Genomic DNA, 26,529 nt, shown 5'->3' on the forward strand with positions numbered 1-26,529 from the left:
TTTCACCCGTAAGATAGCGAAATGATTTTACATAAATCAAATTTTATCATTTCGCTATCTTACGGGTGAACTAAAAAAATGACTTATGCGGTTTTCTTATAATACATCTTATGTTAAATAGCATTCTTAGAGAATAATGCGTGGTATGGCGTGAGCACTTCGGGTCTGCCCTATTGCAAAAGGTTTGCATATCTTATAGGATCAAAATCAAGATTGTGTTTAAAAAGATTTTATCTTGGATAAAACGACTGTTCATGAAAAAAAATACAATAAAAACTCCTATAGGCATTCAAAAGCAACACGAAACTGAAATTACTTTAAGGGGTACAGTGTTAACAGTATCGGTTAACATTGAAGTCGTGTTGATGAGAATAATTTATTTTAGTAACGGCGAACACTATGAAAACCCAAAATCACCTTCTTTAAAAATTAAAAACCTAACATTTAGCAGTAAGATTAATCGTGTCAAAGAGGTATTAAAATTGCACCATTCGGATTTGTTGGCAGAATATCAAAACCTGTTTACTACCCTTGAAGGTTTTTTGGTGATTAGAAATCAAATTGCACATTGTGCTATATACTGGATTGATGAAAAGTTAAATGATTTTGAGATTTGGGATGTTGTTGAAGGAGATATTGTTCAATATTATTCTCCAATAAAATACACAAGAGTTGAAATAGCTACCGCCATAATCGAATATTTCAATAAAATTACTCCCCCTCTTTTGTCTCTGGAAAACGAAGTTTCGCTTCGTTTAAAATTGTCTCATCCCCAGATTTATTCTCAGTTATCATCGGCAACACAACACGGCGGCTAAGCCAATCGAAGTTATCTACGAACTTTCGCTCATCTCATCTTTGTAAGCTCGCTATAATATGTACAAAAAAAACCGGGTCTTTCAACCCGGCTTTTAAATTTCTTACTCTATCGCTTTCATTCGATCTTCGTATTTCTTTGCTTTCTCTTTATCTTTTTTATTGGTCCAGTATTCAAGTATCATATTGGTAACGATCTTGAAATTGGCCTTCTCACCACCCTTCAGGGTTGCTTTAGCATCATATATTTCATATGCTGCATTTGCATAAGGGATCATTTCATCATACTTCGCATTCAGCTTTGCATTTATATCCGCTCTTTTCTTTACATCCTCTGGTTTGGTGCCTTTTGTATTATTATATTCTTCAATCAGATCATTGATAGGGAAATAATGAATACGACACATGAGCAGGTTTGCTTCGGGTGTTGATTTCAATTCGATTGATTTCTTCAATACTTCGATCATCCTCTTTTCATATTTTGCAGGATCCTGGGGTTTTGATTTGCCGAAATGTATATAGTTATAGATCTCCCGTGCATACTCATAGTAAGTTATATTATCTGCACAGTCACTGGTGATCATCTTCTCATAAGCATCCATAATTTTCAGCGTATCCTCACCGGCTTCTATTAATGGAATATTACACCAGTAAGGGTTCTTTGGATAAAGCTGGCGTCCGATAGCGAGGTATTTATCCCTATTTGCAACATCTCCTTTCTTCATATAATGTTCTACCATGTAAGGATAAATAAACTCGTTCTCTTCTCCAGCTACTTTTATATCAGCCAATCTTGAATAGTATTTTACGGCATCATCCCCGTTTTCCGCATTTTGTGAACTTGCACCAGCCAGTAACAAAGCATTGGTGTCAACAGGTATGGCAATCATTTTCTGTGCAATTAAAAAATCAGACATTTCAACAGCCAGTTTAAACTGCTTAGCCGCAGCAGCCCAGTCTTTTTTATTGTACCCTGCAATACCATTATTAAAATAAGCAGTGTAGATATTGCCCGGTGTGCCTGAGTATAATGAGTTCTCTCCTTTTAGTATTTTAAATTCCGGGTCTTTCTGCTTATAGGTATTAAATGCATTCACGGCTTCCTGCATCAGCGCATCTGATTGTGCAGCCATATCTTTATCACCTGCCAGTGCTGAATATATAGATGCTTTCAAAAGCCATGCTTCTGCCTTTGCACTAAATTTTGCATTATTCATACCCTTGTCAACTTCTTCTTTTGCTTTTTTTACCTGTCCCAGCAGCCATGTTTTTTGTACATCTTCTATGCTTTGTGCAAATAAACCTGTACCCACTAATCCACAAACAACTACTAATAAGAGTTTACGCATTGTTGTATTTTTTATGTTTAATTAATTACTCTGTTTCTCCTGATGATTCGGGTGCCGCATCAGTTGCGTTGGTACCGTTAAAATTTTCCGGATTATCATTTAAGTTGCCATTTTCCTCAACAGTCCCATCATCTAATTTGGTGATCGCAGCTATTTGGTCTCCATCATCTAATCTTATCAGTTTTACACCTTGCGTAGCCCTTCCCTGTTCGCTGATATCTTTTACCGGCATCCGGATGGTAACGCCGCTGATGCAGGTGATCATCAAGTCCTCATTTACAGCTACATCCATTATGCCAACTAAAGTACCTGTTTTATCTGTTACATTGATGGTCTTTACCCCTTTTCCACCACGGTTGGTCATCCGGTATTCTTCAATTGCTGTCTTTTTACCAAAGCCTTTTTCACTTACTACCAATACAGTTTTAGATGATAACTCATCCGAATTTACACAAATCATACCAACAACTTCATCACCCGGTTCATCAGCTTCTATACCTGCCACACCAATTGCGCCGCGACCTGTTGGTCTTACTTTATCTTCATTAAAACGAATAGCACGGCCACTCTTTACCGCCATCATTATTTCGCTTTTACCATCTGTAAGCTTTGCTTCCAGTAATTCATCACCTTCATTGATCGTAATTGCATTCACACCCGTTTGTCTTGGGCGACTGAAATCTTCGAGTGCCGTTTTCTTGATGATACCTTTCTTGGTACACAAAACGATATTATGACTGTTCACAAAATCTTCATCTTTCAGGTCCTTCACATCGATGATCGCTTTTACTTTATCATCTGGTGGAAGTTGTATCATGTTCTGAATAGCCCTTCCCTTTCCTGTCTTTTCTCCTTCAGGTATTTCATATACGTTCAGCCAGTACACTCTTCCTTTTTCTGTAAAGAAAAGCATGGTGTGATGCGTAGATGCTACAAAAATATGTTCGATATAATCTTCATCTCTTGTACGTCCGCCGATAACTCCACGTCCACCCCTGCGCTGCGAACGATATTCCGTTGCAGAAGTTCTCTTAATATATCCAAGATGTGAAATAGTGATCACTACATCTTCTTCCTTGATCAGGTCTTTTATTTTTACTTCATCATCCAGGTAAGTGATCTCTGTTTTTCTTTCATCACCATATTTATCTTTTATCTCGAGCAGTTCTGTTTTGATCAGTTCAAAACGTTTGCCTTCATCAGAAAGCAGGTCTTTCAATTCACCGATAAATTTCATCAACTCATCATATTCATTCTTGATCTTTTCTCTTTCCATTCCTGTAAGACGTTGCAGTCTTAATTCAAGAATTGCTTTTGCCTGTATCTCATCTAACCCCCAACCGGCATTTATCAATGCCAATTTAGCTATGTCAGGTGTAGCAGAACTGCGAATCAAAGCGATCACTTCATCCAAATGATCTAATGCGATCAAATAACCTTGCAGTAGATGTGCTTTCTTTTCTGCTTCTCTTAATTCATACTGTGCTCTTTTAATAACTATTTCATGACGGAACTCAACAAACTCCGTAATAAGATCTTTCAGGTTAAGTGTCCTTGGCCTTCCTCTTACGATCGCAACATTATTGATACCGTATGAAGTTTGCAGATCGGTAAGCTTATATAACTGGTTGATGATAACATTTGCAATTGCATCACGTTTCAGGTCAATTACGATCCTTGTTCCTTCCTTGTTATTCGATTCATTATTTACATGTGAAATTCCTTCTACTATTTTTTCATTTACCAATTCACCGATCCTGTTTGTAAGTGTATCACGATTTACCTGGTAAGGAACTTCCGTAATGACGATCTGCTCACGGCCGCTGGGTTTTGTATCTATGTTCAACCTACCACGAACTACTACCCTGCCACGACCTAAATGCATCCCGGCTTTTACACCTTCCATTCCATAAATAATTCCACCTGTAGGAAAATCCGGCGCCTTTACATGCTGCATCAATTCTTCAATACTGATATTGCGGTTTTCGATAAACGCAATACAGCCATCGATCGTTTCACTCAAATTATGCGGCATCATATTCGTTGCCATACCAACTGCTATACCACTTGATCCATTTATCAGCAATTGAGGAATACGTGTAGGAAGTATCGTAGGTTCTTTTTCAGAATCATCAAAGTTCAGTTGGAAATCCACTGTCTCTTTATCCAGGTCTTCCAGCATATATTCAGCAAGTCTTTGCAGTCTTGCTTCTGTATATCGCATGGCGGCCGGGCCATCGCCATCCTGGTTACCAAAATTTCCCTGGTGATCGATCAACGTATAACGCATATTCCAATCCTGCGCCATACGCACCATTGCATCATACACGGCTGTATCTCCATGGGGGTGATACTTACCTAACACCTCTCCGACTATACGAGCCGATTTTTTAAAAGGCCTGTTGGAACGAATACCTAATTCATTCATCGCATATAAAATGCGTCGATGAACAGGCTTTAACCCATCTCTTACATCAGGCAATGCACGGCCAACTATCACCGACATTGAATAATCGATGTAAGCAGATTTCATTTGCTCCTCGATGTTGACAGGAATAATGCGGTTATTATCACTCGTCTCTAGCGGATTCAGATTCTCTTCCATTCTTGGTTATAGTCTTTTTTTGGAACCGGCTTTTATAACTCCGATTGAACTTCTGTTGCATTCAAATCTTCCAGTGGAAGATTTGCTCCGCTTAACTTATCAAGCCATGAACTAGCAGTGATGAAGCAAGCGTTTTTCAGAGAGGTTTCGAGGTCGTTTAAGCCTTGATTTTTTGAATAAATTTCACCCGTTTAAAGGGCTGGCAAATCTAACTTTTCCTACCCTATAAACCTGATAAATAAGAGTGTTTTTTAAGGGTATTTTTGGACTGTTTTTCCACCATTGTTAATTAAGATCAACCCGATTTTTCAACCCTGATTTTAGGCTCTGCTAAAACAAAAAAGCTGCCCGCATAGACAGCTTTATCATTACTATTTTTATTGCTTTTTTATTTACCCGGAGTCAGGGGAATATAGAGGCTGAACTGGAGTACGGAATTCTTAAAATCAGGATTAACTCCACTAGAAGGTGTGAATTCCCCAACCTTACTTAACCCGGCCATATAGCGGGCACCTAAACCCAGTCCTGATTTTTTATTATGTATACCTAATCCAATAGCAGCTGAAAAATCAAGGTCATTTGCAAAATCCTCAATGGTACTGTTGGCAAAATCCTGGTCCGTTGAAAAGCCAAACTGCGGACCTGCTTCTATATAAAATCCTCCATCGAAATTGTATTGCAACATTATGGGAACGTTTATATAAGTTATTTTCCAGTCATAGCTAGCATTTATACTGTCGATCCTCGCTCCCTGTGTCGATACCATTACTTCCGGCTGCAACACAAATTCTGAAAACCTGAACTTCATATAGCCCCCGGCATGAATACCGACCAATGATTTCTTTTTCACCGCATCAAAATCACCTCCGGTAAAATTGCTGACATTGCCACCACCCTTTAAACCCACCACAAAATTCTGTGCATTGGAAAAATTTGCGGCTGTTGTTAACAGAATGACGAAAATGATTCTTTTCATAACTAAAGTTTATGATTTAAACCGTTTTTATAGAAGCAACAAAGATAGAGTGATGTTGCCTGCCGACCATATTTATCAATTATCGTGCAGGCGGGAAATATTGTGATTATCATTTTTATAACAAGCCTTTTACATTACCGGGCATGAATTTTACGTTACTAACCGGTGAAACAGAACTGTTATGGCAAATTATCTCCTGCTCCGCAACAATAAGCAGCAAGGGCCGCTTTCGTTGCAACATTTAATCCAATTGGGATTGAAAGCTTATGACCTTGTTTGGGTAGAAGGCAAAAGTGCCGCCTGGCGATACCCGAGTGAGGTACCTGAACTCAAGCCCTATTGCATCGTTGTGGAAGAGCAGCCTTACGACCGGTTTTATAAAAAGCCCGGTGAAAAGAAAGAAGAGGTTGAAATAAATTTCCCCCAAGAAAAAATTATAGCTCAGCCTGCTATTGTGAGAACGATCGCTGAAAGAAAAGAAACACCCGAGATCGTTTTTCCCGATGAACAACAGCTTCATGCTGTAAACCCTGATTACAAATACATGCCAAAGCAAAGCAATAACATGCCCGATATTGTTTTTCCTGAAGAGACTGCCAGGATTGAAGAAACAATTCCAAAAGAAACTATCAGGAAAAAATCAGTTTACGTTACGCTGCCTTTGCAATCAGCGCCAACAAAAAGAGATGAACCCGTTTTTAATGTCCAGTCCTACCCAACTCCTCCCGATACCCGTGAAGAACCAATTCGGATGAAAACAAATTATGAACAACCACTTGATGAGATAAAGGAAATGTATGTGCAGAAACTGCAAGAAAGAAAAAAACAATCCTTTCAAAAAAAGCTTATCACTGAAAATTTAAAGAAAGCTGCTGTAATTGTTGCAATTGTATCAGTAGGTGTATTGATTGGTTTTGCCATTAAACCGGGATCTAAAAACAATGAACTTGCAACAACATCTACAGTTCAGCAAAAAGATGAAACAGCCTCTGAAGAAATACAGGCAAATAATAATGAAGAAGTCACAAACGAAACAGCAGCAGCAGAAAGACAGTCACGAGGCAACATCAAACCGCTGATCCCAAAACAGAAACAGGTTCAACAGCCAGTAACATTTAAGGATGATGAAAATGATCAAAGGCAAATACCCGTTGAAAACAAAAAAGCTGTGATGACCAAACAAAAACCAGCAGTAGAAAAAGATGAACCGGTAATAACAGGATCAGCTCCGGGTGTGGATATAAATGCATCTACAGGCGAAAGAACAAGAAAAACAAGACAGGGCAACGGAGTTTCAAATCCTGCAGAGAGTTATGAAAAAGAAGAATCCAATGAAGAACCCAAAGTAAATATTGCCAGTTATGTGAATGTAAAGACTAATGCTTACCATGTTGTTGCTTTAGGAGGGATACGCAATCTTGAACTGACCGTTTGGAATGATTCAAAATATATACTGGATTATGTAACAGTAGAAGTAGAATACCTGAAAGCCAACCAGGAAACATTTAAGACTGAATCTGTTCAATTCAGATCAGTAGCTCCGAATGGTACAGTTACCATTCGTATGCCGGATACAAACCGTGGAATGAAAGTAGTTTATAAAGTTGTGAGAGTTGAGTCGAAAGAATTTAAAAACGTTATGGCAGGATTATAACAACCAGCAAAGCATTTTATCATTTTATAGTCACCTAAACCACCACCAACATGAAACGATTCCGCAGAATTGTATTCACACTCTCATTACTTTTTATAATTTGCATTGGCGCACATCTTTATTATCTCACTACATTATCCGCTAAAGAAACGTATCCCGAAGACAGTTATTTAAAAACCGAAACAAATAAAACAGCACTTATCATAGTTGCTCATGATGATGATATGGTGGGCAGTTCCGGCACCATTAGCATGTTATGCGATGATGATTGGGAAATTTCAGAAATGTGTTTTTACCAGCAAGGTGGTTTGTATTTTAAAAAAGACAGCGCTAAAAACCCGATCCGTAAAAAATCATTGGAGAAAGTTGGAGAAATTCAAGGCTTGCACTCAGTTCACCCTGTCGATTTCAATTTCAGGAATGATATGGAGACTGAAAAATCTTATATGCCGATGCCTTACAGTAAATTCAATGAGAATTATAAAACCGATTCTTTAACCGGTTATATAGCTGACTTTATAAATAAATTCAAACCTTCTGTGATCTTTACATTGGATAATATCATGGGAGGTTACGGACATCCTGACCATACTTTGATCAGCCAGCTTGTTGTAAAGTATTGCAAAGATCATAAAAACGATTCGGGGTTTTCAGTTAAAAAAATTTATCAACCTGTGTTTCCACCTTCGCTGGCAAATAATGTAATGAAAGATATGCCTGTTTACAATGAAGCTAAAAAAGTATATCAATGCAGCGGGCCACCCCTACCAGATGTACAGGTAAATATTTATCCTTATGCCCGGAAGAAAAAAGAATCTATGCAGGCTTACACAACTGAACAGAATTCACTGAAAAAAATCTGGCCTTATTATAATTGGTATCCTTCATGGCTCTACTTTAAAATCTTTGACAGGGATTTTTACAGGATACTCGATGTAAAAGAATTGTAATTAAAAAAAAGGGCAAGTAAACTTGCCCCTTTTTTCTAATGTATCAGTACAACCTTTTCGGCGCCCCATTTATTATCACTTGTAATATATTTTACCAGGTAAGTTGAGTTGGCATAAGCCCCGATATTCACATTCCATATCCTGTCTTTATCATTCACTGATAAACGTTGCAGGATCTTTCCATTAAAATCAGCTATATAAATTTCCTTTATTGCTTTATTACTTTCAATTTTAAAATTGCCGCTTGTAGGGTTAGGATAAATTTTTACTTTCTCCGGATTATCCGTTTTTATAAACACTTGCTGTTCTGTTTTTGAATCGGCACAGGCTGGAGCCGCAATCATTTGTTTGATCACTCTTTGTAATAAACTGTTCAGTAGTTCAACATCATAAGTATCCGTTGTTGGCTTAATATGTGGCAGGCCTATCCCACTGTTATCTGTAAGAAATAAATAAGTGCCGTTTGTAGCTAATGCCATACAGCGCATCAGGTACTCGGTAGATTTATTAGTACCACTGCATGCAATAGGAACGATCCGTATTCCTTTAGCAGCTGCCTTTGCAATTAGTATCATCATTTCGTCTTTCGCATAATCATGCGGCGGCGCATCCATTATTAAAAATAAGATCCGGCTCCGGGCATCTTCCCGCCATTGCAGGCTGTCAATCGCAACACGTAAAGCATCATTCACAGCTTCAGGATGATCACCACCACCACTAGCTTTTTGCAGTTTTACAAAATTGAGTAACTTAAGCAGGTCATTTTTTAATTCAATATGTTTTGTCAGATATTCATCATTTAAATCACGATAAAACACAGAACCCACATTCAGGTTTAGATCTTTATTCTGCTCAAATGTTTTCCGTATCACATCTTCCAGTTCTAATTTTAAAAACTCAATTTCATCACTCATACTGCCTGTAGCATCCACTGCAAAAGCGATATCTATTTTATCAGAAACAAAACAAGGTTTTTTGACCTGCATTGTGTTGATACCATTTTGAAAAAAGCCGGGATTCTTTAAGTCTTTAGTTCCTGCAGCAACAAGTTTCAATTTTTGCTCAGTATTTTTTACATCAATATCTCCCCAGAGTTCTGCCTTGCCTGTATTATCAGTTATTGCAGTCCATATTACTCTACCGGTTGTCTCGTCTATCAATTCTACTTTTTCTCCGATCACGGGTGCATGATTATTATTCACCAGTTGAACAGTAATTCTTTTCTTCGGGTTTATTTTCCAGTGATCACTCCAGAGTTTAAATTCAGACTCTGTATAATCTTCCCACATCTTCCATTTGTAAAAATCATTTACTTCTCCTGCAGTAAGAATGTTTGCATAGGGTGCGGCTTTATCATAAATAGTTGTATCGGTGATCCCGATTTTTTTATTGCCTAATACAATTGCTTCATCACTTCTAAAAGAAGATGAACCTCTGATTCGTATTGGGGTACTGGGTGATGATGCATCATACCCATAAACAGTTACTCCGGCTACTTTTCCTTCTAATGCATATTCAAGTTCACCCCTGGGAGCTGGTTTACTTAAATCAGCATAACCCGAGCCAACTGTGGAAGTAGAATACCCAAGTTCTTTAGAGCTTCTTTTTGCGCCAAGTGCTGTTGTTACCACCACTTCATTTAAAGATTTACGGGTATTGAGCAATACAATTTCAAAACTTGGGTCCTTTAATGTCTCTTCTGTTATTGCTACTTTATAAGGTTCAAAACCAACGCCACTGAAATAAAGCGTATCAGGCAATTTTTTAGCAATGATCTTAAAACTGCCATCAGGTTTTGTGATAACTGCATTGCTCTTGTCTTTAAACTTTACTGTAACAGCAGAAGCGGCAAAACCACCTTCGGCTATCACTTTACCACGAATTTCCTGGGCAAAGGAAATTATTGTTACTAATAGAAAAATGCCGGTAAAAAGCAGGGAGTAGATTGTCCGCATAAACAGGATTTGACAGTTAGATGAGAAGAGCCGGCTTTTTACACAAGTGCTGCCAAAAAAATCACAAAAGGGTTCTGGCCGATGGCTTATTTTAGCCCCAAAATCCGGGATTTGAAAAAGATATTACTGTTTGGAGCCGGCCGCTCGGCCACTGTTTTGATCGATTACCTGCTCAAAGAAGCCGAAAAAGAAATCTGGAAGCTGATTGTTGTAGATGCTGATATCAACCTGGCGAAATCAAAAACCGGTGACTCTCCTTTTGCAGAAGCCATCAGCTTCGATATAAATGATGAGACAAAAAGGAAAGAATACATTTCATCGGCTGATATTGTTATTTCATTGCTCCCTCCTGCCCTGCATACTATTGCAGCAAAGACCTGTGTTGAGTTGGGTAAAAATTTATTGACAGCGTCTTATGTTGATGAAGAAATAAAAAAACTGAGATCTGAAATTGAAAATAAAGGGTTGTTGTTTTTATGTGAAATGGGGCTTGATCCCGGTATCGATCATATGAGTGCCATGAAAATGATCGATGAGATACATGAAGCTGGCGGAAAGATCACTTCATTCAAATCACATTGCGGCGGATTGGTTGCGCCGGAGAGTGATGACAATCCGTGGCATTATAAAATAAGCTGGAACGCAAGAAATGTTGCGCTAGCAGGAAAAGCCGGCGCACATTACAAGGAGAATAGCAAAGATGTTCATTTGAAATATGAAGAACTGTTTAATCCTGAAAAGGCTATTGAGTTTCCGGAGATCGGTCGGCTGAGTTATTATCCGAACCGTGATTCTTTGAGCTATATGCCGCTGTATGGTTTAGAGAATGCGCAGACATTTATCCGCACGACTTTGCGTTATCCTGATTTTATGTATGGTTGGAATAATGTAATTGAACTAAAGCTGACAGATGAGACGCAGCAATATGAAACAAACGGCAAAACATTATACGAAGTTTTTAAAGAGCATATGGATAAGAATGGTTTTGGAGAATGGTTGAGTCAGAAACTGACTGAACGGTTCACCGAAACCAAATCTATGCTGGAAAACCTTATGAAGCTGATGGAAGCGGAAGAAGAAGCAGAGAAAGAAGGAATAGAAGCACCTGGAAACTTTATGACTGCTGATGAAAAAGGCAATATTCAAGATATAGAAGTAGATGATGTGAAGAACCGAAGTGCCGCTTATGTTGCAGCAAAAATGCATGAAGCCAACCTCACACTCAAACAATTATTTTTTCTTGGATTGGATGACCAGGAAACAATTATCAATAAAGGTTTATGCAGCGCTGTGGATGTATTGCAGTTTGCTATGGAGAGAAAACTGGTTTTGGATAAAGATGACAAGGATATGATAGTGATGATGCATGAATTGGAGTTTGGAGTTGGGAGTAAGAAGTCAGGAGTCAGCAGTACTTTAATTGTAAAAGGTGATGATAATTTAAGAACAGCAATGGCAAAGACTGTTGGCTTACCATTAGGCATTGCCGCTAAATTGATTTTAAATGGTAAAATAAACCTGAAAGGCTTACATATACCAACACATAAAGAAATTTACGAGCCTGTTCTTAAAGAATTGGAAGAACATGGCATCCGGTTTCATGAAGAAGGGAATTGATCAACCGATTAGCTTCTCAATTAATTCCTTCACACCTTCTGTTGCTGGTTTCTCAATTGCAACGAGGTTCTCAATATCAGATGTATAAGGAATTCGTTTGTCAACAATATACTTTGGAATTTCCCATGGTGCATAGTTTACCAATCCTGCTGCCGGATACACAACCAATGATGTACCTACCACAACAAAAACATCAGCACTATGAACAACGGGTACAGCTTTTTCGATCATCGGCACCGGTTCTTCAAACCAGACAATATGTGGCCTGAGCTGTTCCCCATCTCCTGCCCTATCCCCGATCTTAATATCATCCCTTATTTCATAGATCAGTGATTCGTTTTTTTCACTACGCATTTTAAATATCTCACCATGCAGGTGCATGACATTTGTTGAACCAGCTCTTTCATGCAGGTCATCTATATTTTGAGTTATGATAGTGACGTCAAAATGTTTTTCCAACTCTGCTAAACCGCTATGCGCAGCATTGGGTTGTGCACCCATCACATTTTTACGTCTGTAATTATAAAATTCCAAAACCAATTGCGGGTCTTTTCTCCATGCACGGGGTGTGGCAACATCTTCTATATTATAACCTTCCCACAAACCGTCACTGTCACGAAATGTTTTTAATCCACTTTCAGCACTAATGCCGGCACCGGTAAGAACAACGAGTTTCTTTTTGCTCATTGGTCAAAGATAATTGAACAAAAAATACCATCCGCTACAGCAGATGGCATGCTTATTACGCTGACTTTATTTTCACAGGCTTAACTCTTTTGTAAATAATAACAAGGGTCAGAATTAAAAGCAATAAAGGCCAGATGGAGATCAGTCCAACAAACAACTCACCTACCCAACTCCAGCCTGAAGAAAAAGCACTGCTGATACGAGTAGAGAAAGAAGGTTTATCATTATTGACTGCAGTGGCATTCAGTATTACATAAAAAGTAAGATTAATGGTACTGTAAGAGGCTGAGTGTGTAAGATAATTTACACGGCCAGACGCTGATTCAATATCTTCCTGTACATCATTGATCTCAGATTGCACATTGAGGATCTCTTCCATATTCTTTGCCTGCTTTAGCAGATCAAGATATTTCAAACGTATTTGCCGTTTGGCTTCTATTCTCGATTTTGTATCTACAACTTCAGCAGTTACATCTTCTGAACTGATTCTCTTTTCATTGATCTTTTCAACACCGGTTGTAACAAGCGATAAAGCATTATCAAACTGGTCAACCGGAACTTTTACTACCAATGTATTCTCCAACTTATACTCGGTTTGTGTTTGCTGTTCCTGGGCGACATAACCGCCCAACTGTGTTACTTTTTCCCTGATAGATCTGTAAAAATCATTGTACTTCTTTACTTCGAGATTAAGGTTTGCCGTTTTGATTATCTTTTTGTCCCAGTCTATTTTAGGCACGGGCTGAGTTTGCTTTTTTTGTTTCTCTTGATCATCTGATTTTTTATCTGAAACCTGGAAGAAGTTACTTGTGGCAGAATCTGTAAACCCTGCCAACTGCTGCTTTTTTTCTTCACCTTTATTAACCTCTCTGTCCAGTTGCTGTATGGCCATCGCAGATTTATCGGTTTTTGATTTGCAGGCAAACAGAATTAGTGCCGCTAAAGCGGTAATAAAAATTTTCATGGCGATGCTTAAATGATTTGATAATTAGATGCTGCAAAAAGAAAATTGCATAAGCATCATTCTGCGTTGATACCAGAAACTGAAAAAAGGTAACCTTCAGGAAAATGTAAAATGTAGAATATAAAACTGTAAAATAAAAAAGTATGGGTTGTATACCGATAGACTACTAACCAGCAACAAGCATCCAGAAACCAGCTTACTTCTCCCCTGCCAATTCCATTATTATTTTCCATTCATCATCCGTTACAGGCTGACAGGAAAGACGACCTAGACGAACCAGCGCCATATTTGCAAGACGCTTATCTTTTTTAATTATATCCAGCGGGACAGGATTTTTTAATTTCTTATGCGCTTTCAGATCTACTGCTACCCAACGATCATCATCTATTGTTGGGTCCTGGTAAAACTCTTTTACAACTTTGGCAATACCAACTATATCCAGTCCTTCATTGCTATGATAAAATAAAACCTCATCTCCTTTTTTCATTGCTTTCAAATGTCCTCTTGCCGCATAGTTGCGGACACCCGTCCATGCGGTTTGCTTATCAGTTACAAGTTGATCCCAACTATAAGCAGAAGGTTCAGATTTTACAAGCCAGTATGCCATATGATTTTTTTTAGTTCACAAATCTAAAGAATCCGGTGTTACGTAAGTATAGTATCTCAATTTCAAAAATTAAAAAATTATTCGTTATGAAAATGCTGAAATTATTGCCATTGGCGATCCTGTCACTTGTTTTTTCCTCTGCTTCATTTGCACAGATGGAAAAAGAAAAAACTGTTGAAGTAGGCGGTGCAGCGATGTACTCTAGTAAAAATATTGTAGAGAATGCCGTTAACTCAAAAGATCATACTACACTCGTTGCCGCTGTAAAAGCTGCTGACCTGGTAGAAACATTGAAATCTGATGGCCCGTTTACCGTATTCGCACCTGTAAATAGTGCATTTGACAAATTACCTGCCGGTACTGTTGAAAATTTACTGAAACCTGAAAACAAATCAATGCTGGCTGGTATTCTTACCTATCATGTTGTTGCCGGAAAATGGGATTCGAAGTCAATTGCTAAAATGATAAAAGCCGGTAATGGTACTGCTGAAGTAACTACGGTTGCCGGTGGTAAACTCTGGATCATGATGAATGGAAATGATGTGATGCTGAAAGATGAAAAAGGCGGAATGGCGAAAATAACTATCAAAGATGTGAACCAGAAAAACGGTGTGATACATGTAATCGACGGCGTATTGATGCCAAAATAAATTTATCCCTCTTGAAGATTTCTGAAGCAGTCCCGCAAATGGCGGGATTGTTTTTACCAGCCATTAGCCAGTACATCGGCAATATGCATGGTTTTGATCTTGTGGTTTTTGTTTTTGATATAGCCTTCAAGATGCATGAGGCAGGAAACATCGGTGGAAATAATATAGTCAGCCCCTGTTGCTAATGCATTTTCAACTTTCTGTTCACCCATCGCAATGGAGATCGGCTCAAACTTTACAGCAAATGTTCCGCCAAATCCACAACAGGTTTCCACATCATTCATTTCACTTAGTTCAAGTCCTTTTACATGCGAAAGTAATTTTCTCGGCTCTGTTTTTATTTTGCATTCACGCAGACCTGCACACGAATCATGATAAGTAGCTTTACCATTTAATACAGCACCTACATTTTCTATCTGTAGCACATGTATCATAAACTCGGAGAACTCATAGATCCTTTTGCCTACATCAACCATTTCATGATGCAACGATGAGTTGTCGAGCAGTTTACTGTAATAGTTTTTTACAAATCCAACACAGCTTGCACTGGGTGCTACGATGTAATCACTGCCTTTAAAGTCTTTTACAAATTTGCCACATACTGCTTTCGCTTCATCCCAAAATCCGGCGTTGAATGCAGGTTGTCCACAACAGGTTTGTTTCGTATTATAAGTAACGGTACAACCTGTTTTTTCCAGCACTTTTATCATATTAAATGCTGTCTGCGGATACAACTGGTCAACAAAACATGGTATGAATAATTGTACGTTCATGCAATTGAAATCATTTTAAGTGCTGTCACAGCAGCCTCTTCACCTTTATGCCCGTGCCTTCCTCCTATTCTTTCTTTGGCCTGCTCATCGTTATTTACCGTCAGCACTCCAAATATAGTAGGAACAGGTAACAATAAATTTAATTGTACCACTCCATCTGTTACGGCGTTACATACATACTCAAAATGAGGAGTGTCGCCTTTTATTACACAGCCCAATGCAATGAATGCATCAGGTCTTTCTTTCTTTTTGCAATTCAACCAATGATTTTTTATTGCAAAAGGAATTTCAAATGCCCCGGGAACTGTTATTGTAATAATCTTTTTTACCTCATGCTTTTCCAGTTCATTCCTGCATCCTCTTTCCAATTCATCTACCACAGCAGCATTCCACTCGGTCTTCACCAAAACAATACAGGCATCCTTTTTTTTAGGGATGCCTGTATTCATTAAATTACTTTTTGCTATATCTGCCATATCAATTTTCTGTATTGTAAACTCCCAACTCACCAAGCAGGGCATCTACTTTTTGCGAGTATTCAATTGCAGCAGGAAATTTTTCTTTTATTTCTTTAAGTAACTCAACAGCATCTTTAGGTTTGTTCAGTTTTTTATATGCAGTATATGCAGCGGCATACAAACCTGCAGCGGCACTTGTTTCGTCTTCTTCAAAAGCGGCAGCGCTTTTCTTATAGTTTTCATACGCATCCTGGAACTTGCCGGTTTCTCCATAAGCATCTCCCAGCAAACTATAAGTACGTTGCATTACAGGCTTAGAACTTGTACTGAATTTATTCAGGTATTTAATTGCGTTGGCATTATCATCAAGCCTTATATAACAAGCCCCGGCGTAATAACAAGCAAGGTTAGCATTCTTAGTGCCACCATATTGGCTTATCACTTTCAGAAAACCAGCGTTTATACCATCGCCATTCAGCGCCAGTTTAAAAGAATCAATTCTGTAATACTCTTCTGCCTTGAACATTGCATTAGCTGCTTTCTTTTCTTTAGGTGCTTTAAAAAAGTTTTCATACACCAGCCAGCCACCGCCAATTAATATTATTGCTGCACAAACAATCATTATAGGTTTCTGGTATTTGCCCCAGAAATCTTTTGCTTTTGCAATCATTTGTTCACCGGAATCCATATTCTGCACAACTTGCTTATCTGCCATCTTGAAATTTATTTTTTATAAATGAAGAATTGTTTTTAGTCGGTAATGAAAGGATAATTTTCATCCATGTAAACATCTTTCAGCACTTCGCTGTCATCCGGCCATGGGCTTTCTTCAGCAAATTTTACTGAGTCAGCCACTATCGTATCCACTCTTGCATTGATCGCATCGATATCAGCCTGTGATGCCAGGTTATTAGTGAGTATTGTTTTCAATACCATCTGTATAGGGTCTTTGTCCTTATACTCCTCCACCTCATCCTTGCTACGGTATTTTTGCGGGTCGCTTATTGAGTGACCTTTATAGCGATAGGTTTTCAGTTCAAGCAAAGTAGGACCGCCCTTCTCTCTTGCTCTTTGCACTGCTCTCGATACTCCATCATGCACAGCTTCCGGGCTCATTCCATCAACAGCATCACCCGGCATATCGTATGCATCGGCCAGTTTATAAATGTCAACTACGTTACTGGTACGTTCTACTGAAGTACCCATTGCATAGTTATTATTCTCGCATAAAAAAACAACCGGCAACTTCCATAACATGGCCAAATTGAACGTTTCATGCAAAATTCCCTGGCGGGCTGCACCATCTCCAAAGAAGCAAAGAACCACATTATCGGTGCCTTTGTATTGCTCGGCAAATGCCAGTCCGGCTCCGGTGCCAATCTGTGCACCCACAATGCCGTGACCACCAAAAAAATTCACATCCTTACCAAAAAAGTGCATACTACCACCTTTACCTTTTGCACAACCGGTGGCCTTGCCATAGAGTTCAGCCATACAGCTATTCACCGATACACCTTTTGCAATTGCAAAACCATGGTCACGGTAAGCTGTAATAAAAGCATCCTCTGGTCTGGTGGCTGTCATACATCCAGCAGCAATAGCTTCCTGCCCTATATAGGCATGAAAGAAACCGCGGATTTTACCTTCCATTTTATACTTTTCTTCAGCGATCAGCTCAAACTGGCGGATGAGCTGCATAAGCTCATACCAATAGAGATAAGTTTCTTTAGAAAAACGGGTTGCCACTTGCTTTAAGGTTTGTGTTTTTTCTGCCATAAACTGATAAGTTTAAGCGGCAGCAAAAATAAGGGAAACCCTCCAAATTCAGAAGGTTATAAATGAGCGGAAATTTTGGGGTTGGGTCGGCAGAAATACTACTATTTAACTACAGTGACGACGCTCCGTTCATCGGCATCAATTCTATTCGGCAACAACATTGTCATTTCTCCACAAAAGAAGATAGTCTCCGTGTATTTTGCTTCGTTCAGTACTACTAATGAAGTATTGAAATAAAAAAACAGATAGTTTATATTTACTAAGCTTTTCCAAACTACATCATTGACCACCAGTAAAATTAACAGCAATGAAAGTTTTTATTACTTACAGTCGATCCGATCAGGAACAGGTTAGTTCTTTTGTACGTGACCTTGAAGAGCTGAACCACGATGTTTGGTTTGATCAGGACCTGAGTGGCGGACAAAGTTGGTGGGATAATATTCTTTCCAAGATCAGGGATTGCGAACTTTATATTTTTGCCATTACACAGGAGTCGATTGATTCAACGGCATGCAAAAGAGAAATGAAATATGCTGAATCGCTTCGCAGGAATTCATTGCCAGTATTATTCAGTAATAAAGTTTCAATGGCAATGGCGCCGCGATATATATCGCAGATGCAATTTATCAATTACACTAACCCCGGTGATAAGACAGCATTATTCGCATTGCTAAAAGCCATAAATAATTTACCACCTGTTCAAAGCCTGCCCGACCCACTACCAGCGCCACCTGATGTTCCTATATCTTATCTTGATACAGTAAAAGAAAAAATAGAGGCCCCATCGCTTGATAAACGTGACCAGACAGAACTCCTCGGCGATTTAAAACAAAGATTAAACGACCCGGATACAAAAAGAGAAGACGTTATACATCTGCTGAAAAAATTGAGAAGACATGATGATCTGCTGGCATCTATAGGCGCAGAAATAGATGTAGTGTTGCGTGAAGTACAAACAAATGCACCATCACAGCCACAATCCCAGCAGCGTTACAGCGATGAAAGAAAAAGCACTGCCCAACCACAATCAGCCCCACCTGAACAAAATTTTTCACAACCCAACTCTGGCCTCGCCGTTAATACAGTTGCTAAAAAAGATGATAGCTGGAAAGGCGGCACAATGACAGCATTAGTTATCGGTTCACTCATTATTCCCTTGCTCGGAATTATTTTTGGGATCATAGGGCTTGTAAACGGTGGAGGGAAAAAAAGCCAGGGTGTTATTTTATTGATCGTGTCAGTCGTTGGTATTCTTATTTGGTCATCATTTAGTAGCGACCTGAGTAGCGGATATTGATTGTATTGCTGTAACTACTGGAAACGATCTTTAAAGTAAACAATGTAAATTATTCTCCCGGATGGCTACAGAGTTTTATTTTGCAGTTTCATGCTGCAGTTGCAAAACATATCGCTTATCCAATTCAAAAACTATAGCCAGCAATCCTTCCGGTTTGATAAAAAAATCATTGGAATAGTTGGCAATAACGGCGTGGGTAAAACCAACCTGCTCGACGCCATTTATTATCTCTGTTTTACCAAAAGCTATTTCAGCAGGATTGATGCAGTGAATGTGCAGCAGGGGCAACAAGGTTTCAGGTTGGAGGGTGAATTTAATTTTACTGATAAACCAGAGAAAGCAGTTTGCATTTTAAGAGAAACAGGCAAAAAAGAATTTTCGTTAAACAGCGGGCTGTATGAAAAGCTTTCACAACATATCGGCCGGTACACCTGTGTAATGATTGCTCCGGATGACGCACAACTGATAACCGGCGGCAGTGAAGAAAGGCGCAGGTTTCTGGATGCACTTCTCTCCCAGCTTGATGCAGAATATTTACAGCACCTTATTACTTACAATAGAATTCTACGTCAAAGAAATTCATTGCTTACTTCTTTTGCAGAAACGGGTAACCGTAACCTTGCATTACTGGAAGTATTGAATGAACAACTTGTAAAACCTGCTAAAGATATTTTCCTGAAAAGAAAATCATTTCTCTCAATTTTTATTCCCAAAGCATTAAAGCTCTATTCAGAAATTGCCCAAAAGAATGATGATGTTACTATCAGCTTTGAATCAGACCTGGCTTCTTCTTCTTTTGAAGAACTTTTGAGAGTGTACCAGCCAAAAGATATTGCTGCACAAAGAACCACTACGGGTATTCATAAAGATGACCTGGAAATAAAAATGAATGAACAGCCATTTAAAAATATAGCATCACAGGGCCAGCGAAAGAGTTTATTGTTTGCTTTAAAGCTGACCGAAATGGAGATTTTAAAAAATGAAAAAGGCTATGCTCCTATCCTGCTGCTTGATGATGTATTTGAAAAATTAGATGAAGAACGGATCAACAACCTGCTGAAAAAAGTTTGTACTGAAAATGACGGGCAGGTTTTTATTACGGATACCAATGAAGAAAGGCTGAAAAACCATCTGCAACAAATAGGTTGTGATTTTTCTATTGTTTGTTTGTAATCATGCAAGAGGTGACAAGCAATCTTCAATCTAAACATATAACTTCGCAACATATATGGGAGAACACTCTTTACAGGATGCCATGAAACAATTTTTAAAAGGCAGCAAGATACGCGGCTCTATACAGGCTATGCAGATTGAAGAAGTGTGGGAACACCTGATGGGCAAAACCATTGCCCGTTATACGGATAAGATCCAGTTATTCGGGAATAAACTGATCATTACTACTCATGTAGCCCCGCTGAAACAGGAGTTGAACTTTCAGAAAGAAAAAATAAAGCAACGTGTCAATGAAACATTGAAAGAAAACATCGTGACTGAAGTGATCATTCAGTGATTCAGAATATAGCTACTTCCCTGTCATCGTCAAACACTTCATTGCGCATCAGCATCACTTCCTGTAATAGATCATCTGCAGAAATAATTCCTTTAAACTTATGTTGATCAAAAACAGGAACCTGGCTAATATGATGCTGACACATCAATTTCATGCAATCTTCTACTGTATCATTTGCAGATGCAACCGGTAAGTTTGTATTCATCAATTCATCCACACTTATTTTATCAGCCGTTTTTTTATTCAACATCCCTTTACCTGCAATCTCATGTTCGGTGAGTAACCCGAGAAAATGATCATCATCATCCACCACGATGAGGTAACAGGAATTCTCGCAGTTCATCTTACTCAATGCATCTTTTAATGTACAACCAGACAATATGGAATTGAAATGATGTTGCTTCCTGGCAAGAATCGGTGATATTTTTTCCATAATGATAGATTTTAACTCTATTAAGTTACGGCAAGAATCCTTCCAAGCAACCTGATTTTTATCAACCTTTTTAAAAATGTGAATTAGCTGACACGAACTCTCGGGTCAACCCAGCCGTAGAGAATATCGGCGAGCATGTTTACAAGTATAAAGAAACAGGCAGAAATTAAAATGGAACCCATTACCACAGGGAAATCAAGTTTTTCCAATGCATCAACTGTTACTTTACCAATCCCTTGCCATCCGAAAATATATTCAACAAAGAATGCACCGGCAAGCAACTCGGCAAACCAACCTGTGATGGCTGTAATAACAGGATTTAGCGCATTGTGCAAACCATGTTTCCAAATCACTTGCTGTCTTGTCAATCCTTTTGCATATGCAGTGCGGATATAATCCTGGTTCAGCACATCAAGCATGGCACTGCGGGTAAGCTGTGTAATGATAGCCATTGGCCGGATACCTAATGTGATGGCAGGAAGAATCAGGTTTTTTAAAGCCAGCGTTTTTTCTCCTGTTACTTCATCGATCGTTGTCCAGCTTCCCGTAATATTGAGTCCCGTCCAATCACTCAATACAAAACCAAAAAGATAAGCGATAACAATACCCATAAAAAATGATGGTGCAGAAATACCGAGTATACTTGTGAAAATGGCAGATGTATCCCACCAGGTATTTTGTTTTACCGCAGCCAGCACTCCCAACGGAATACCCAATAAAGTTGCGATCAACATGGCTGTTAGTGCAAGTAGTAATGTACCCGGCAACGCTTGCATCAGAATACTTCCTACATCTCTTTTGGATTGATAGGATTTACGCAGGTAAGGAACTTTAACGCCAAACTTTTTTTCCCCGCCTACAAAAAAACCTTTCAGCTTTTTTGTTTCAATATCATTCTTACTATGAACACAGATCGGTGAAACATCATTGAGATAGTAAATGAACTGTTTTAAAACCGGTTCATCGAGATGTAATTCTTTACGAATATTGGCTTGCGTTGTGGAATCACTGCTTTGTCCCGCGATCATTTTTGTAGCATCACCAAAACCCTGGAAAAGAAAAAAAACGAGTATTATCACTCCCAGCAAAACAAGGAGCCCATATAAAAATTTTCGTGCAACGAATTTGAGCAAAGTTTAATTTTTATTGATAGTATCAGCAGTATTCACACCCGGAGTTATTTCCAACTCTGGCTCTATAATTTCCTCAACTGGTTGTGTCGGTATTTTTTCAAGCACATCTTCCGCTTTTCCAAACTGTCTTGCACTCCATTTGCCTTCGATCGTTCCTTTTTGTAAAATAAAAAGACAAGGATTACTACGTGCCGCTGTTCTCACATTAGTTACATCACATTTAAATATTTGTATTTGAGAAAAAGCAGTTGTTGCTAAAGCTGCAACCGCCTCACTGTATTTGGTAGTAACCATATACAGAGGAATATTTTTTTGTTTTGCTATTTTATAAATAGCAGAGAACCGGCTGCTCCACTCTTTTACAGGTGTAGAAAAATCTTCTGCAAATAATAAAATAGCATATGGTTTACTTAATACAATTTGTGCTGAATCAGTATCACCAGTGCCGGTTAGAGTAAATCCTTTTATCGGCGGCACATTGTTCTTTCCCTTGCGGATAAGTTTATCGTCGCGTTTAATGTATTTGTAAGTATTAAGATCTGCCGGGAGCTTATCAGCAGTAAATTCCACTTGAGTACCCCCTTTTTCATAAACATAAGTAATGACCATACTATCCGGAATTGCATTCGCAGGCATTTTCATTTGCTCCGAAATATTATTTCCTTTTTTAAATGGCAAACAATCGAGTACCGGCAAATAGCTTAACGTATACCATTGTATGCCGAATGAAAGAACGGTTACTGTAAGCATAGCAAGCAGTCCTGTCCTATTTGATAAAGCAGATACAATTTTTTTCCTGAAAAAGAACAACAGTAAAATTAAAACTGTAAGTATAACATCTTTTGTAAATGAAATATCGGGTGTGATAGGCAGGCAATCACCAAAGCAACCACAATTGGTAAATTTAGGTGAGCCATCAGCCTTGGTAGCAAGCCATGCATAACCAGTAAGAAAAGTAAAGAAAACGATCATCAGTAACAACAGCCAGCTAAAGAAGCGCATCTGCCAACCAATAATAACTGCAAAGCCGGCAATTATTTCCAGCGCAATCATTATTACTGCCAGCAGCAATGCATGTTCATGAAAAAAATCAAAAACTGAAATAAAAAATCCTTTCAGGAAAAAAGAAGACCCTGCCAGCCCTTCATTCCACACTTCAAAAAACTCCTGCATCTTATAACCCAATCCATGTGGGTCATTGGCTTTTATAAGACCAGAAAAGATAAAAAGTACACCAACAAATATTCTGACTGCCAGTAATAATTTCTTCATTTGATTTATTTGACCTTTATAACTTAATCATTCAATAACATAGTTAACCAATTCCCACACTTCTTACCTTCGCTCAAATGTACACTCTAAACTGCAAAGGAAGAATACTGGCTATTCAGCATCCGCTGGTGATGGGTATTATTAACATTACGCCTGATTCGTTTTATACTAATAGCAGGGCAACCGGTATTAATGAAATATTAATGCAGGCAGAAAAAATGCTGAATGAAGGAGCCGATATTCTTGATATCGGTGGACAAAGTACAAGACCAGGCAGTGAAAAAATTTCTGCTGATGAAGAATTGACAAGAGTAATTGAACCTATAAGGGCTATTACAGAAAAATTTCCAGCGGCTTTTATTTCCATTGACACTTATTATGCTGCTGTTGTAAAAGAAGCTGTGCAGGCAGGTGCATCGATCGTAAATGACATCAGCGCAGGAAGCCTCGATAATAAGATGATTGATACAGTTGCTAACTTAAATGTTCCGTATGTGCTGATGCACATGCAAGGCACACCACAAACCATGCAAAAAGATCCAACTTATACTGATGTTACAAAAGAAGTACTTGATTTTTTTATACAGAAAAAAAATGAACTGAATAAAAAAGGGATCAAAGATGTGATAATTGATCCCGGTTTTGGTTTTGGAAAAACGATTGAGCATAATTTCGAATTGCTCTGCAATCTTCCTGTATTTAAAATGTTGGATGCTCCTATCCTGTTGGGTATTTCAAGAAAATCGATGATCAGTAAAACGCTGGGTATAAAAACAGATGATTCATTGAATGGCACAACCGTTCTCAATACAATCGGCATGATGAATGGAGCATCAATACTTAGGGTACATGATGTAAAAGCTTCAAAGGAAGCAGTAAAACTTTTTGAAGCTACCAATACCCGAAAATAATTTTTTCTATTTTTTCTTCGGTTGTGGAACTGGATTTGGAGTATTAGATGGGGCTGGAGTTGGAGCCGGCGCTTTTTCCTGTACATCCTCTACCTTAATATCAAATATGAGATGTTCATTGGGGCCAATTGCAGGGGGATTACCTGTTGAACCATAAGCCAATGATGAGGGTATATAAATTTTTGCAACAGATCCTTTTCTTAATAACCTTATACCATCGGTAAATCCTTTTGCCATCCTGTCTACATTTATTGTAAATGATAGCGGGCCTTTACTGATAGTAGCAGAATCCATATTACTCTCAAACACAGTCCCGGAAAATAAACTACCCCGGTACCGTACCGAAACATAATTTCCTGAATCGATAAGATCTCCTGTTCCCGGTTCAATGATCTTTACAAAGGCGCCTGAAGATGTTTCCTGTACTCCTTCAATTTTATTTTCATCCAGGTATTTCTTTACTGCTTCTTTTTCAGCAGGAAGATTGGCGAGTGATGCTTTTTCCCTGTCAGCGTTGGCAGCAGATTCGGACTTGAATATATCCAGTAATTTAATAGTAACGATCAGCCTGTCTCCTTTTTTAATTTCCGGCGGCAACTGCACACCCTTTTTTAAAAAAGTATCCAATGATTGAAATACAATGACACTATCACCTTTCCGCATTTTTGTCCACAATTCTGATATATCATACTTATTACCAAAACCATTTGCTTGCGCATAAGCAGGGTCTTTACCGAATGTAGTATTGTATACACTGTCATTTACTTTATTCTCTATATGAAATTTTATATAGTCACCCGTTTTTACTGAATCTCCTTTTCCATCGCTGAAAATTTTATATACTAATCCGCTGCCGGTTTTCTTATACTCCAGTTTGCCGCATGATGCAAAAGCAATGGTGGTTAAAATAAATATTATAAAAGCTGAATAACGCATAACAAATAATTATTGTAAGAGTTCTTTATTTTCTTTTATTACAAGTTTAAACTTTCTCACTGTTTCGTCCAGCGAATCGGTACTGCGTCCACCGGCTGCGGCAAAATGCCCGCCCCCGTCAAAATATTTTCGTGCAAAGCTATTGCAATCAAAATCACCTTTGCTGCGAAAGCTCCATTTTCTTTCCTCATCCCTGTCGATACACAAGGCTACTAGTTTTATTCCCTGTATTGATTGCGGATAGTTTACTAACCCTTCTGTATCACCGGTCTTGATATAATATTTCAATACATCGGCTTTAGGTACTGCTATAAGCACAGTGTTGTATTCATAAAAGACTTCCATCCGGTTCAACAATACATGCCCGGTAAACCGCAAACGGTTTTCCAGGAAATTATCAAACAATTTATCATGCACATGTGAATGCTCAAGTCCACGTTCCATTAAATGAGCTACAAGCTTATGCACTTCGGCATGGGTTGATGGAAAACGAAATGAACCTGTATCGCCTATAACACCTGCATAAATACATTCAGCAATTTCAATTGTGATCTTATCCCCGTTACCTGAACCTACGATAAGATCATAGATCATTTGGCAGGTAGAACTTTTTACCGTATCACTTATTCCATATTCGAAAATTTCTTTTTGTGGTTCACGGTGATGGTCAATTAAAATTTTTGTACAATTTAGTGACTGCAACTTCTTTTCCATTTGCTTAGTACGATGCAGCGCATTAAAGTCAAGACAGAAAAGCCATTCTGTTTCATCCAATTTTGGCTCAGCTATTGATCTGTTTTTTTCATAATCAACTACTTCCTTCGCTCCGGGCATCCAGTCCAACCAGGCTGCCCAGTTGGTAGGCGAAATAACATTCACTTTATGGCCAAGACTTTCCAGAAAGTGTTTCAGCGCCAGGGAAGATCCCATAGCATCAGCATCAGGTTTCTGGTGCATGACAATTGTACATTTCCGTGGCTGGGCGAGTAAGGGATAAATATTCTCAATGGGTTGCATACAGGGTTGCGAAGATAAGGGATTCTTGTTGCTGGTTTCTTTGTACTAGTTGCTTGACATCTGATATCAGGATATTGAGATATTATGATATTTTAAAAGCACTCTTAGCTATATCAATATAACAATTTAGCAACCTAATATCTCAATATCCTAATATCCCAATTAACCCCTACTTTTGCGGCG

At 38.6% G+C, this 26,529-nt stretch carries 25 protein-coding genes; 9 read left to right on the top strand and 16 right to left on the bottom strand.

Going from position 1 to position 26,529, the window contains the following annotated elements:
• Positions 1 to 254: 254 nt before the first annotated feature.
• Complete coding sequence (locus tag E6H07_15580; GenBank protein TMI62824.1) at positions 255 to 818, top strand: hypothetical protein; 564 nt, start codon at positions 255 to 257, stop codon at positions 816 to 818.
• Positions 819 to 920: 102 nt separating this feature from the next.
• On the opposite strand, the gene E6H07_15585 is transcribed toward E6H07_15580, so the two are convergent.
• The 3 genes from E6H07_15585 to E6H07_15595 form a co-directional block, all read right to left on the bottom strand.
• Positions 921 to 2,165 carry a hypothetical protein gene (locus tag E6H07_15585; GenBank protein TMI62825.1) on the bottom strand — a complete coding sequence of 415 codons (1,245 nt, stop codon included), beginning with the start codon at positions 2,163 to 2,165 and terminating at the stop codon, positions 921 to 923.
• A 25-nt stretch (positions 2,166 to 2,190) separates the two neighbouring features.
• Positions 2,191 to 4,770, bottom strand: a complete 2,580-nt coding sequence (gene gyrA / locus E6H07_15590; GenBank protein TMI62826.1) for a DNA gyrase subunit A — start codon at positions 4,768 to 4,770, stop codon at positions 2,191 to 2,193.
• A gap of 388 nt (positions 4,771 to 5,158) precedes the next feature.
• Positions 5,159 to 5,746 carry a PorT family protein gene (locus tag E6H07_15595; GenBank protein TMI62827.1) on the bottom strand — a complete coding sequence of 196 codons (588 nt, stop codon included), beginning with the start codon at positions 5,744 to 5,746 and terminating at the stop codon, positions 5,159 to 5,161.
• Between the two features lie 181 nt (positions 5,747 to 5,927).
• Between E6H07_15595 and E6H07_15600 the strand changes: the two genes are divergently transcribed.
• Positions 5,928 to 7,400, top strand: a complete 1,473-nt coding sequence (locus E6H07_15600; protein TMI62828.1) for a DUF4339 domain-containing protein — start codon at positions 5,928 to 5,930, stop codon at positions 7,398 to 7,400.
• A gap of 50 nt (positions 7,401 to 7,450) precedes the next feature.
• Entirely contained in the window at positions 7,451 to 8,350 is a 900-nt protein-coding gene (locus E6H07_15605) for a hypothetical protein (protein TMI62829.1), read from the top strand.
• Between the two features lie 35 nt (positions 8,351 to 8,385).
• On the opposite strand, the gene E6H07_15610 is transcribed toward E6H07_15605, so the two are convergent.
• Positions 8,386 to 10,305, bottom strand: coding sequence for a VWA domain-containing protein (locus tag E6H07_15610; protein ID TMI62830.1), 1,920 nt, complete (start codon positions 10,303 to 10,305; stop codon positions 8,386 to 8,388).
• A gap of 81 nt (positions 10,306 to 10,386) precedes the next feature.
• Between E6H07_15610 and E6H07_15615 the strand changes: the two genes are divergently transcribed.
• Positions 10,387 to 11,922, top strand: a complete 1,536-nt coding sequence (locus E6H07_15615) for a saccharopine dehydrogenase (protein TMI62831.1) — start codon at positions 10,387 to 10,389, stop codon at positions 11,920 to 11,922.
• Here the strand turns inward: E6H07_15615 and E6H07_15620 are convergent, their stop codons facing one another.
• The 3 genes from E6H07_15620 to E6H07_15630 all read right to left on the bottom strand — a co-directional run bounded on the left by E6H07_15620 (position 11,923) and on the right by E6H07_15630 (position 14,180).
• Positions 11,923 to 12,609, bottom strand: coding sequence for an NAD-dependent deacylase (locus E6H07_15620; protein ID TMI62832.1), 687 nt, complete (start codon positions 12,607 to 12,609; stop codon positions 11,923 to 11,925). It lies immediately after the preceding gene.
• A gap of 55 nt (positions 12,610 to 12,664) precedes the next feature.
• Entirely contained in the window at positions 12,665 to 13,573 is a 909-nt protein-coding gene (locus tag E6H07_15625; GenBank protein TMI62833.1) for a DUF4349 domain-containing protein, read from the bottom strand.
• Between the two features lie 196 nt (positions 13,574 to 13,769).
• A complete protein-coding gene (locus tag E6H07_15630; GenBank protein TMI62834.1) occupies positions 13,770 to 14,180 on the bottom strand; it encodes an EVE domain-containing protein in 411 nt (136 codons plus the stop codon).
• An 86-nt stretch (positions 14,181 to 14,266) separates the two neighbouring features.
• Between E6H07_15630 and E6H07_15635 the strand changes: the two genes are divergently transcribed.
• On the top strand, positions 14,267 to 14,830 hold the full coding sequence (locus E6H07_15635) for a fasciclin domain-containing protein (GenBank protein TMI62835.1): 564 nt from the start codon (positions 14,267 to 14,269) through the stop codon (positions 14,828 to 14,830).
• Positions 14,831 to 14,883: 53 nt separating this feature from the next.
• Here the strand turns inward: E6H07_15635 and E6H07_15640 are convergent, their stop codons facing one another.
• The 4 genes from E6H07_15640 to pdhA are packed head-to-tail and all read right to left on the bottom strand — an operon-like array spanning position 14,884 to position 17,807.
• Complete coding sequence (locus tag E6H07_15640) at positions 14,884 to 15,603, bottom strand: (Fe-S)-binding protein (GenBank protein ID TMI62836.1); 720 nt, start codon at positions 15,601 to 15,603, stop codon at positions 14,884 to 14,886.
• Positions 15,600 to 16,079 (bottom strand): 6,7-dimethyl-8-ribityllumazine synthase, encoded by a 480-nt coding sequence (locus tag E6H07_15645; protein TMI62837.1) that lies wholly within the window; start codon positions 16,077 to 16,079, stop codon positions 15,600 to 15,602. Before E6H07_15645 ends, E6H07_15640 begins: the two co-directional genes overlap by 4 nt.
• 1 nt (position 16,080) lies before the next feature.
• Entirely contained in the window at positions 16,081 to 16,776 is a 696-nt protein-coding gene (locus tag E6H07_15650) for a hypothetical protein (GenBank protein ID TMI62838.1), read from the bottom strand.
• A gap of 35 nt (positions 16,777 to 16,811) precedes the next feature.
• Positions 16,812 to 17,807, bottom strand: a complete 996-nt coding sequence (gene pdhA / locus E6H07_15655) for a pyruvate dehydrogenase (acetyl-transferring) E1 component subunit alpha (protein ID TMI63088.1) — start codon at positions 17,805 to 17,807, stop codon at positions 16,812 to 16,814.
• Positions 17,808 to 18,144: 337 nt separating this feature from the next.
• Here pdhA and E6H07_15660 point away from each other — a divergent pair, with 337 nt between their 5' ends.
• The 3 genes from E6H07_15660 to E6H07_15670 all read left to right on the top strand — a co-directional run bounded on the left by E6H07_15660 (position 18,145) and on the right by E6H07_15670 (position 20,644).
• Entirely contained in the window at positions 18,145 to 19,134 is a 990-nt protein-coding gene (locus tag E6H07_15660; protein TMI62839.1) for a TIR domain-containing protein, read from the top strand.
• A gap of 90 nt (positions 19,135 to 19,224) precedes the next feature.
• Positions 19,225 to 20,307: a DNA replication and repair protein RecF gene (recF, locus tag E6H07_15665; GenBank protein ID TMI62840.1), complete on the top strand. Its 1,083-nt coding sequence runs from the start codon at positions 19,225 to 19,227 to the stop codon at positions 20,305 to 20,307.
• Between the two features lie 55 nt (positions 20,308 to 20,362).
• Positions 20,363 to 20,644: a DUF721 domain-containing protein gene (locus tag E6H07_15670; GenBank protein ID TMI62841.1), complete on the top strand. Its 282-nt coding sequence runs from the start codon at positions 20,363 to 20,365 to the stop codon at positions 20,642 to 20,644.
• 1 nt (position 20,645) lies between these two features.
• Here the strand turns inward: E6H07_15670 and E6H07_15675 are convergent, their stop codons facing one another.
• The 3 genes from E6H07_15675 to E6H07_15685 form a co-directional block, all read right to left on the bottom strand.
• Positions 20,646 to 21,077: a CBS domain-containing protein gene (locus E6H07_15675; GenBank protein TMI62842.1), complete on the bottom strand. Its 432-nt coding sequence runs from the start codon at positions 21,075 to 21,077 to the stop codon at positions 20,646 to 20,648.
• A gap of 83 nt (positions 21,078 to 21,160) precedes the next feature.
• A complete protein-coding gene (locus tag E6H07_15680; GenBank protein TMI62843.1) occupies positions 21,161 to 22,210 on the bottom strand; it encodes an ABC transporter permease in 1,050 nt (349 codons plus the stop codon).
• Between the two features lie 3 nt (positions 22,211 to 22,213).
• Positions 22,214 to 23,482, bottom strand: coding sequence for a DoxX family protein (locus tag E6H07_15685; GenBank protein TMI62844.1), 1,269 nt, complete (start codon positions 23,480 to 23,482; stop codon positions 22,214 to 22,216).
• A gap of 77 nt (positions 23,483 to 23,559) precedes the next feature.
• Here E6H07_15685 and folP point away from each other — a divergent pair, with 77 nt between their 5' ends.
• Positions 23,560 to 24,393 (top strand): dihydropteroate synthase, encoded by an 834-nt coding sequence (folP, locus tag E6H07_15690; protein ID TMI62845.1) that lies wholly within the window; start codon positions 23,560 to 23,562, stop codon positions 24,391 to 24,393.
• A 6-nt stretch (positions 24,394 to 24,399) separates the two neighbouring features.
• Here folP and E6H07_15695 read toward each other — a convergent pair whose 3' ends face one another.
• Together E6H07_15695 and E6H07_15700 are read right to left on the bottom strand one after the other, a co-directional pair.
• On the bottom strand, positions 24,400 to 25,329 hold the full coding sequence (locus E6H07_15695) for a hypothetical protein (protein TMI62846.1): 930 nt from the start codon (positions 25,327 to 25,329) through the stop codon (positions 24,400 to 24,402).
• 9 nt (positions 25,330 to 25,338) lie between these two features.
• Positions 25,339 to 26,346 carry a bifunctional oligoribonuclease/PAP phosphatase NrnA gene (locus tag E6H07_15700; protein TMI62847.1) on the bottom strand — a complete coding sequence of 336 codons (1,008 nt, stop codon included), beginning with the start codon at positions 26,344 to 26,346 and terminating at the stop codon, positions 25,339 to 25,341.
• Positions 26,347 to 26,529 lie beyond the last annotated feature (183 nt).

This window comes from Bacteroidota bacterium (assembly GCA_005882315.1).
In the GTDB taxonomy this organism is placed as follows: domain Bacteria; phylum Bacteroidota; class Bacteroidia; order Chitinophagales; family Chitinophagaceae; genus VBAR01.

Coding starts and splice junctions, on each gene's coding strand:
- E6H07_15635 (TMI62835.1), top strand. CDS start 14,267: ATGAAAATGCTGAAATTATTGCCATTGGCGATCCTGTCACTTGTTTTT.
- E6H07_15640 (TMI62836.1), bottom strand. CDS start 15,603: ATGAACGTACAATTATTCATACCATGTTTTGTTGACCAGTTGTATCCG.
- recF (TMI62840.1), top strand. CDS start 19,225: ATGCTGCAGTTGCAAAACATATCGCTTATCCAATTCAAAAACTATAGC.
- E6H07_15625 (TMI62833.1), bottom strand. CDS start 13,573: ATGAAAATTTTTATTACCGCTTTAGCGGCACTAATTCTGTTTGCCTGC.
- E6H07_15620 (TMI62832.1), bottom strand. CDS start 12,609: ATGAGCAAAAAGAAACTCGTTGTTCTTACCGGTGCCGGCATTAGTGCT.
- E6H07_15580 (TMI62824.1), top strand. CDS start 255: ATGAAAAAAAATACAATAAAAACTCCTATAGGCATTCAAAAGCAACAC.
- E6H07_15695 (TMI62846.1), bottom strand. CDS start 25,329: ATGCGTTATTCAGCTTTTATAATATTTATTTTAACCACCATTGCTTTT.
- E6H07_15645 (TMI62837.1), bottom strand. CDS start 16,079: ATGGCAGATATAGCAAAAAGTAATTTAATGAATACAGGCATCCCTAAA.
- E6H07_15700 (TMI62847.1), bottom strand. CDS start 26,346: ATGCAACCCATTGAGAATATTTATCCCTTACTCGCCCAGCCACGGAAA.
- E6H07_15615 (TMI62831.1), top strand. CDS start 10,387: ATGGCTTATTTTAGCCCCAAAATCCGGGATTTGAAAAAGATATTACTG.
- E6H07_15585 (TMI62825.1), bottom strand. CDS start 2,165: ATGCGTAAACTCTTATTAGTAGTTGTTTGTGGATTAGTGGGTACAGGT.
- E6H07_15595 (TMI62827.1), bottom strand. CDS start 5,746: ATGAAAAGAATCATTTTCGTCATTCTGTTAACAACAGCCGCAAATTTT.
- E6H07_15605 (TMI62829.1), top strand. CDS start 7,451: ATGAAACGATTCCGCAGAATTGTATTCACACTCTCATTACTTTTTATA.
- E6H07_15675 (TMI62842.1), bottom strand. CDS start 21,077: ATGGAAAAAATATCACCGATTCTTGCCAGGAAGCAACATCATTTCAAT.
- E6H07_15660 (TMI62839.1), top strand. CDS start 18,145: ATGAAAGTTTTTATTACTTACAGTCGATCCGATCAGGAACAGGTTAGT.
- E6H07_15600 (TMI62828.1), top strand. CDS start 5,928: ATGGCAAATTATCTCCTGCTCCGCAACAATAAGCAGCAAGGGCCGCTT.
- E6H07_15685 (TMI62844.1), bottom strand. CDS start 23,482: ATGAAGAAATTATTACTGGCAGTCAGAATATTTGTTGGTGTACTTTTT.
- folP (TMI62845.1), top strand. CDS start 23,560: ATGTACACTCTAAACTGCAAAGGAAGAATACTGGCTATTCAGCATCCG.
- E6H07_15610 (TMI62830.1), bottom strand. CDS start 10,305: ATGCGGACAATCTACTCCCTGCTTTTTACCGGCATTTTTCTATTAGTA.
- E6H07_15650 (TMI62838.1), bottom strand. CDS start 16,776: ATGGCAGATAAGCAAGTTGTGCAGAATATGGATTCCGGTGAACAAATG.
- E6H07_15670 (TMI62841.1), top strand. CDS start 20,363: ATGGGAGAACACTCTTTACAGGATGCCATGAAACAATTTTTAAAAGGC.
- gyrA (TMI62826.1), bottom strand. CDS start 4,770: ATGGAAGAGAATCTGAATCCGCTAGAGACGAGTGATAATAACCGCATT.
- E6H07_15630 (TMI62834.1), bottom strand. CDS start 14,180: ATGGCATACTGGCTTGTAAAATCTGAACCTTCTGCTTATAGTTGGGAT.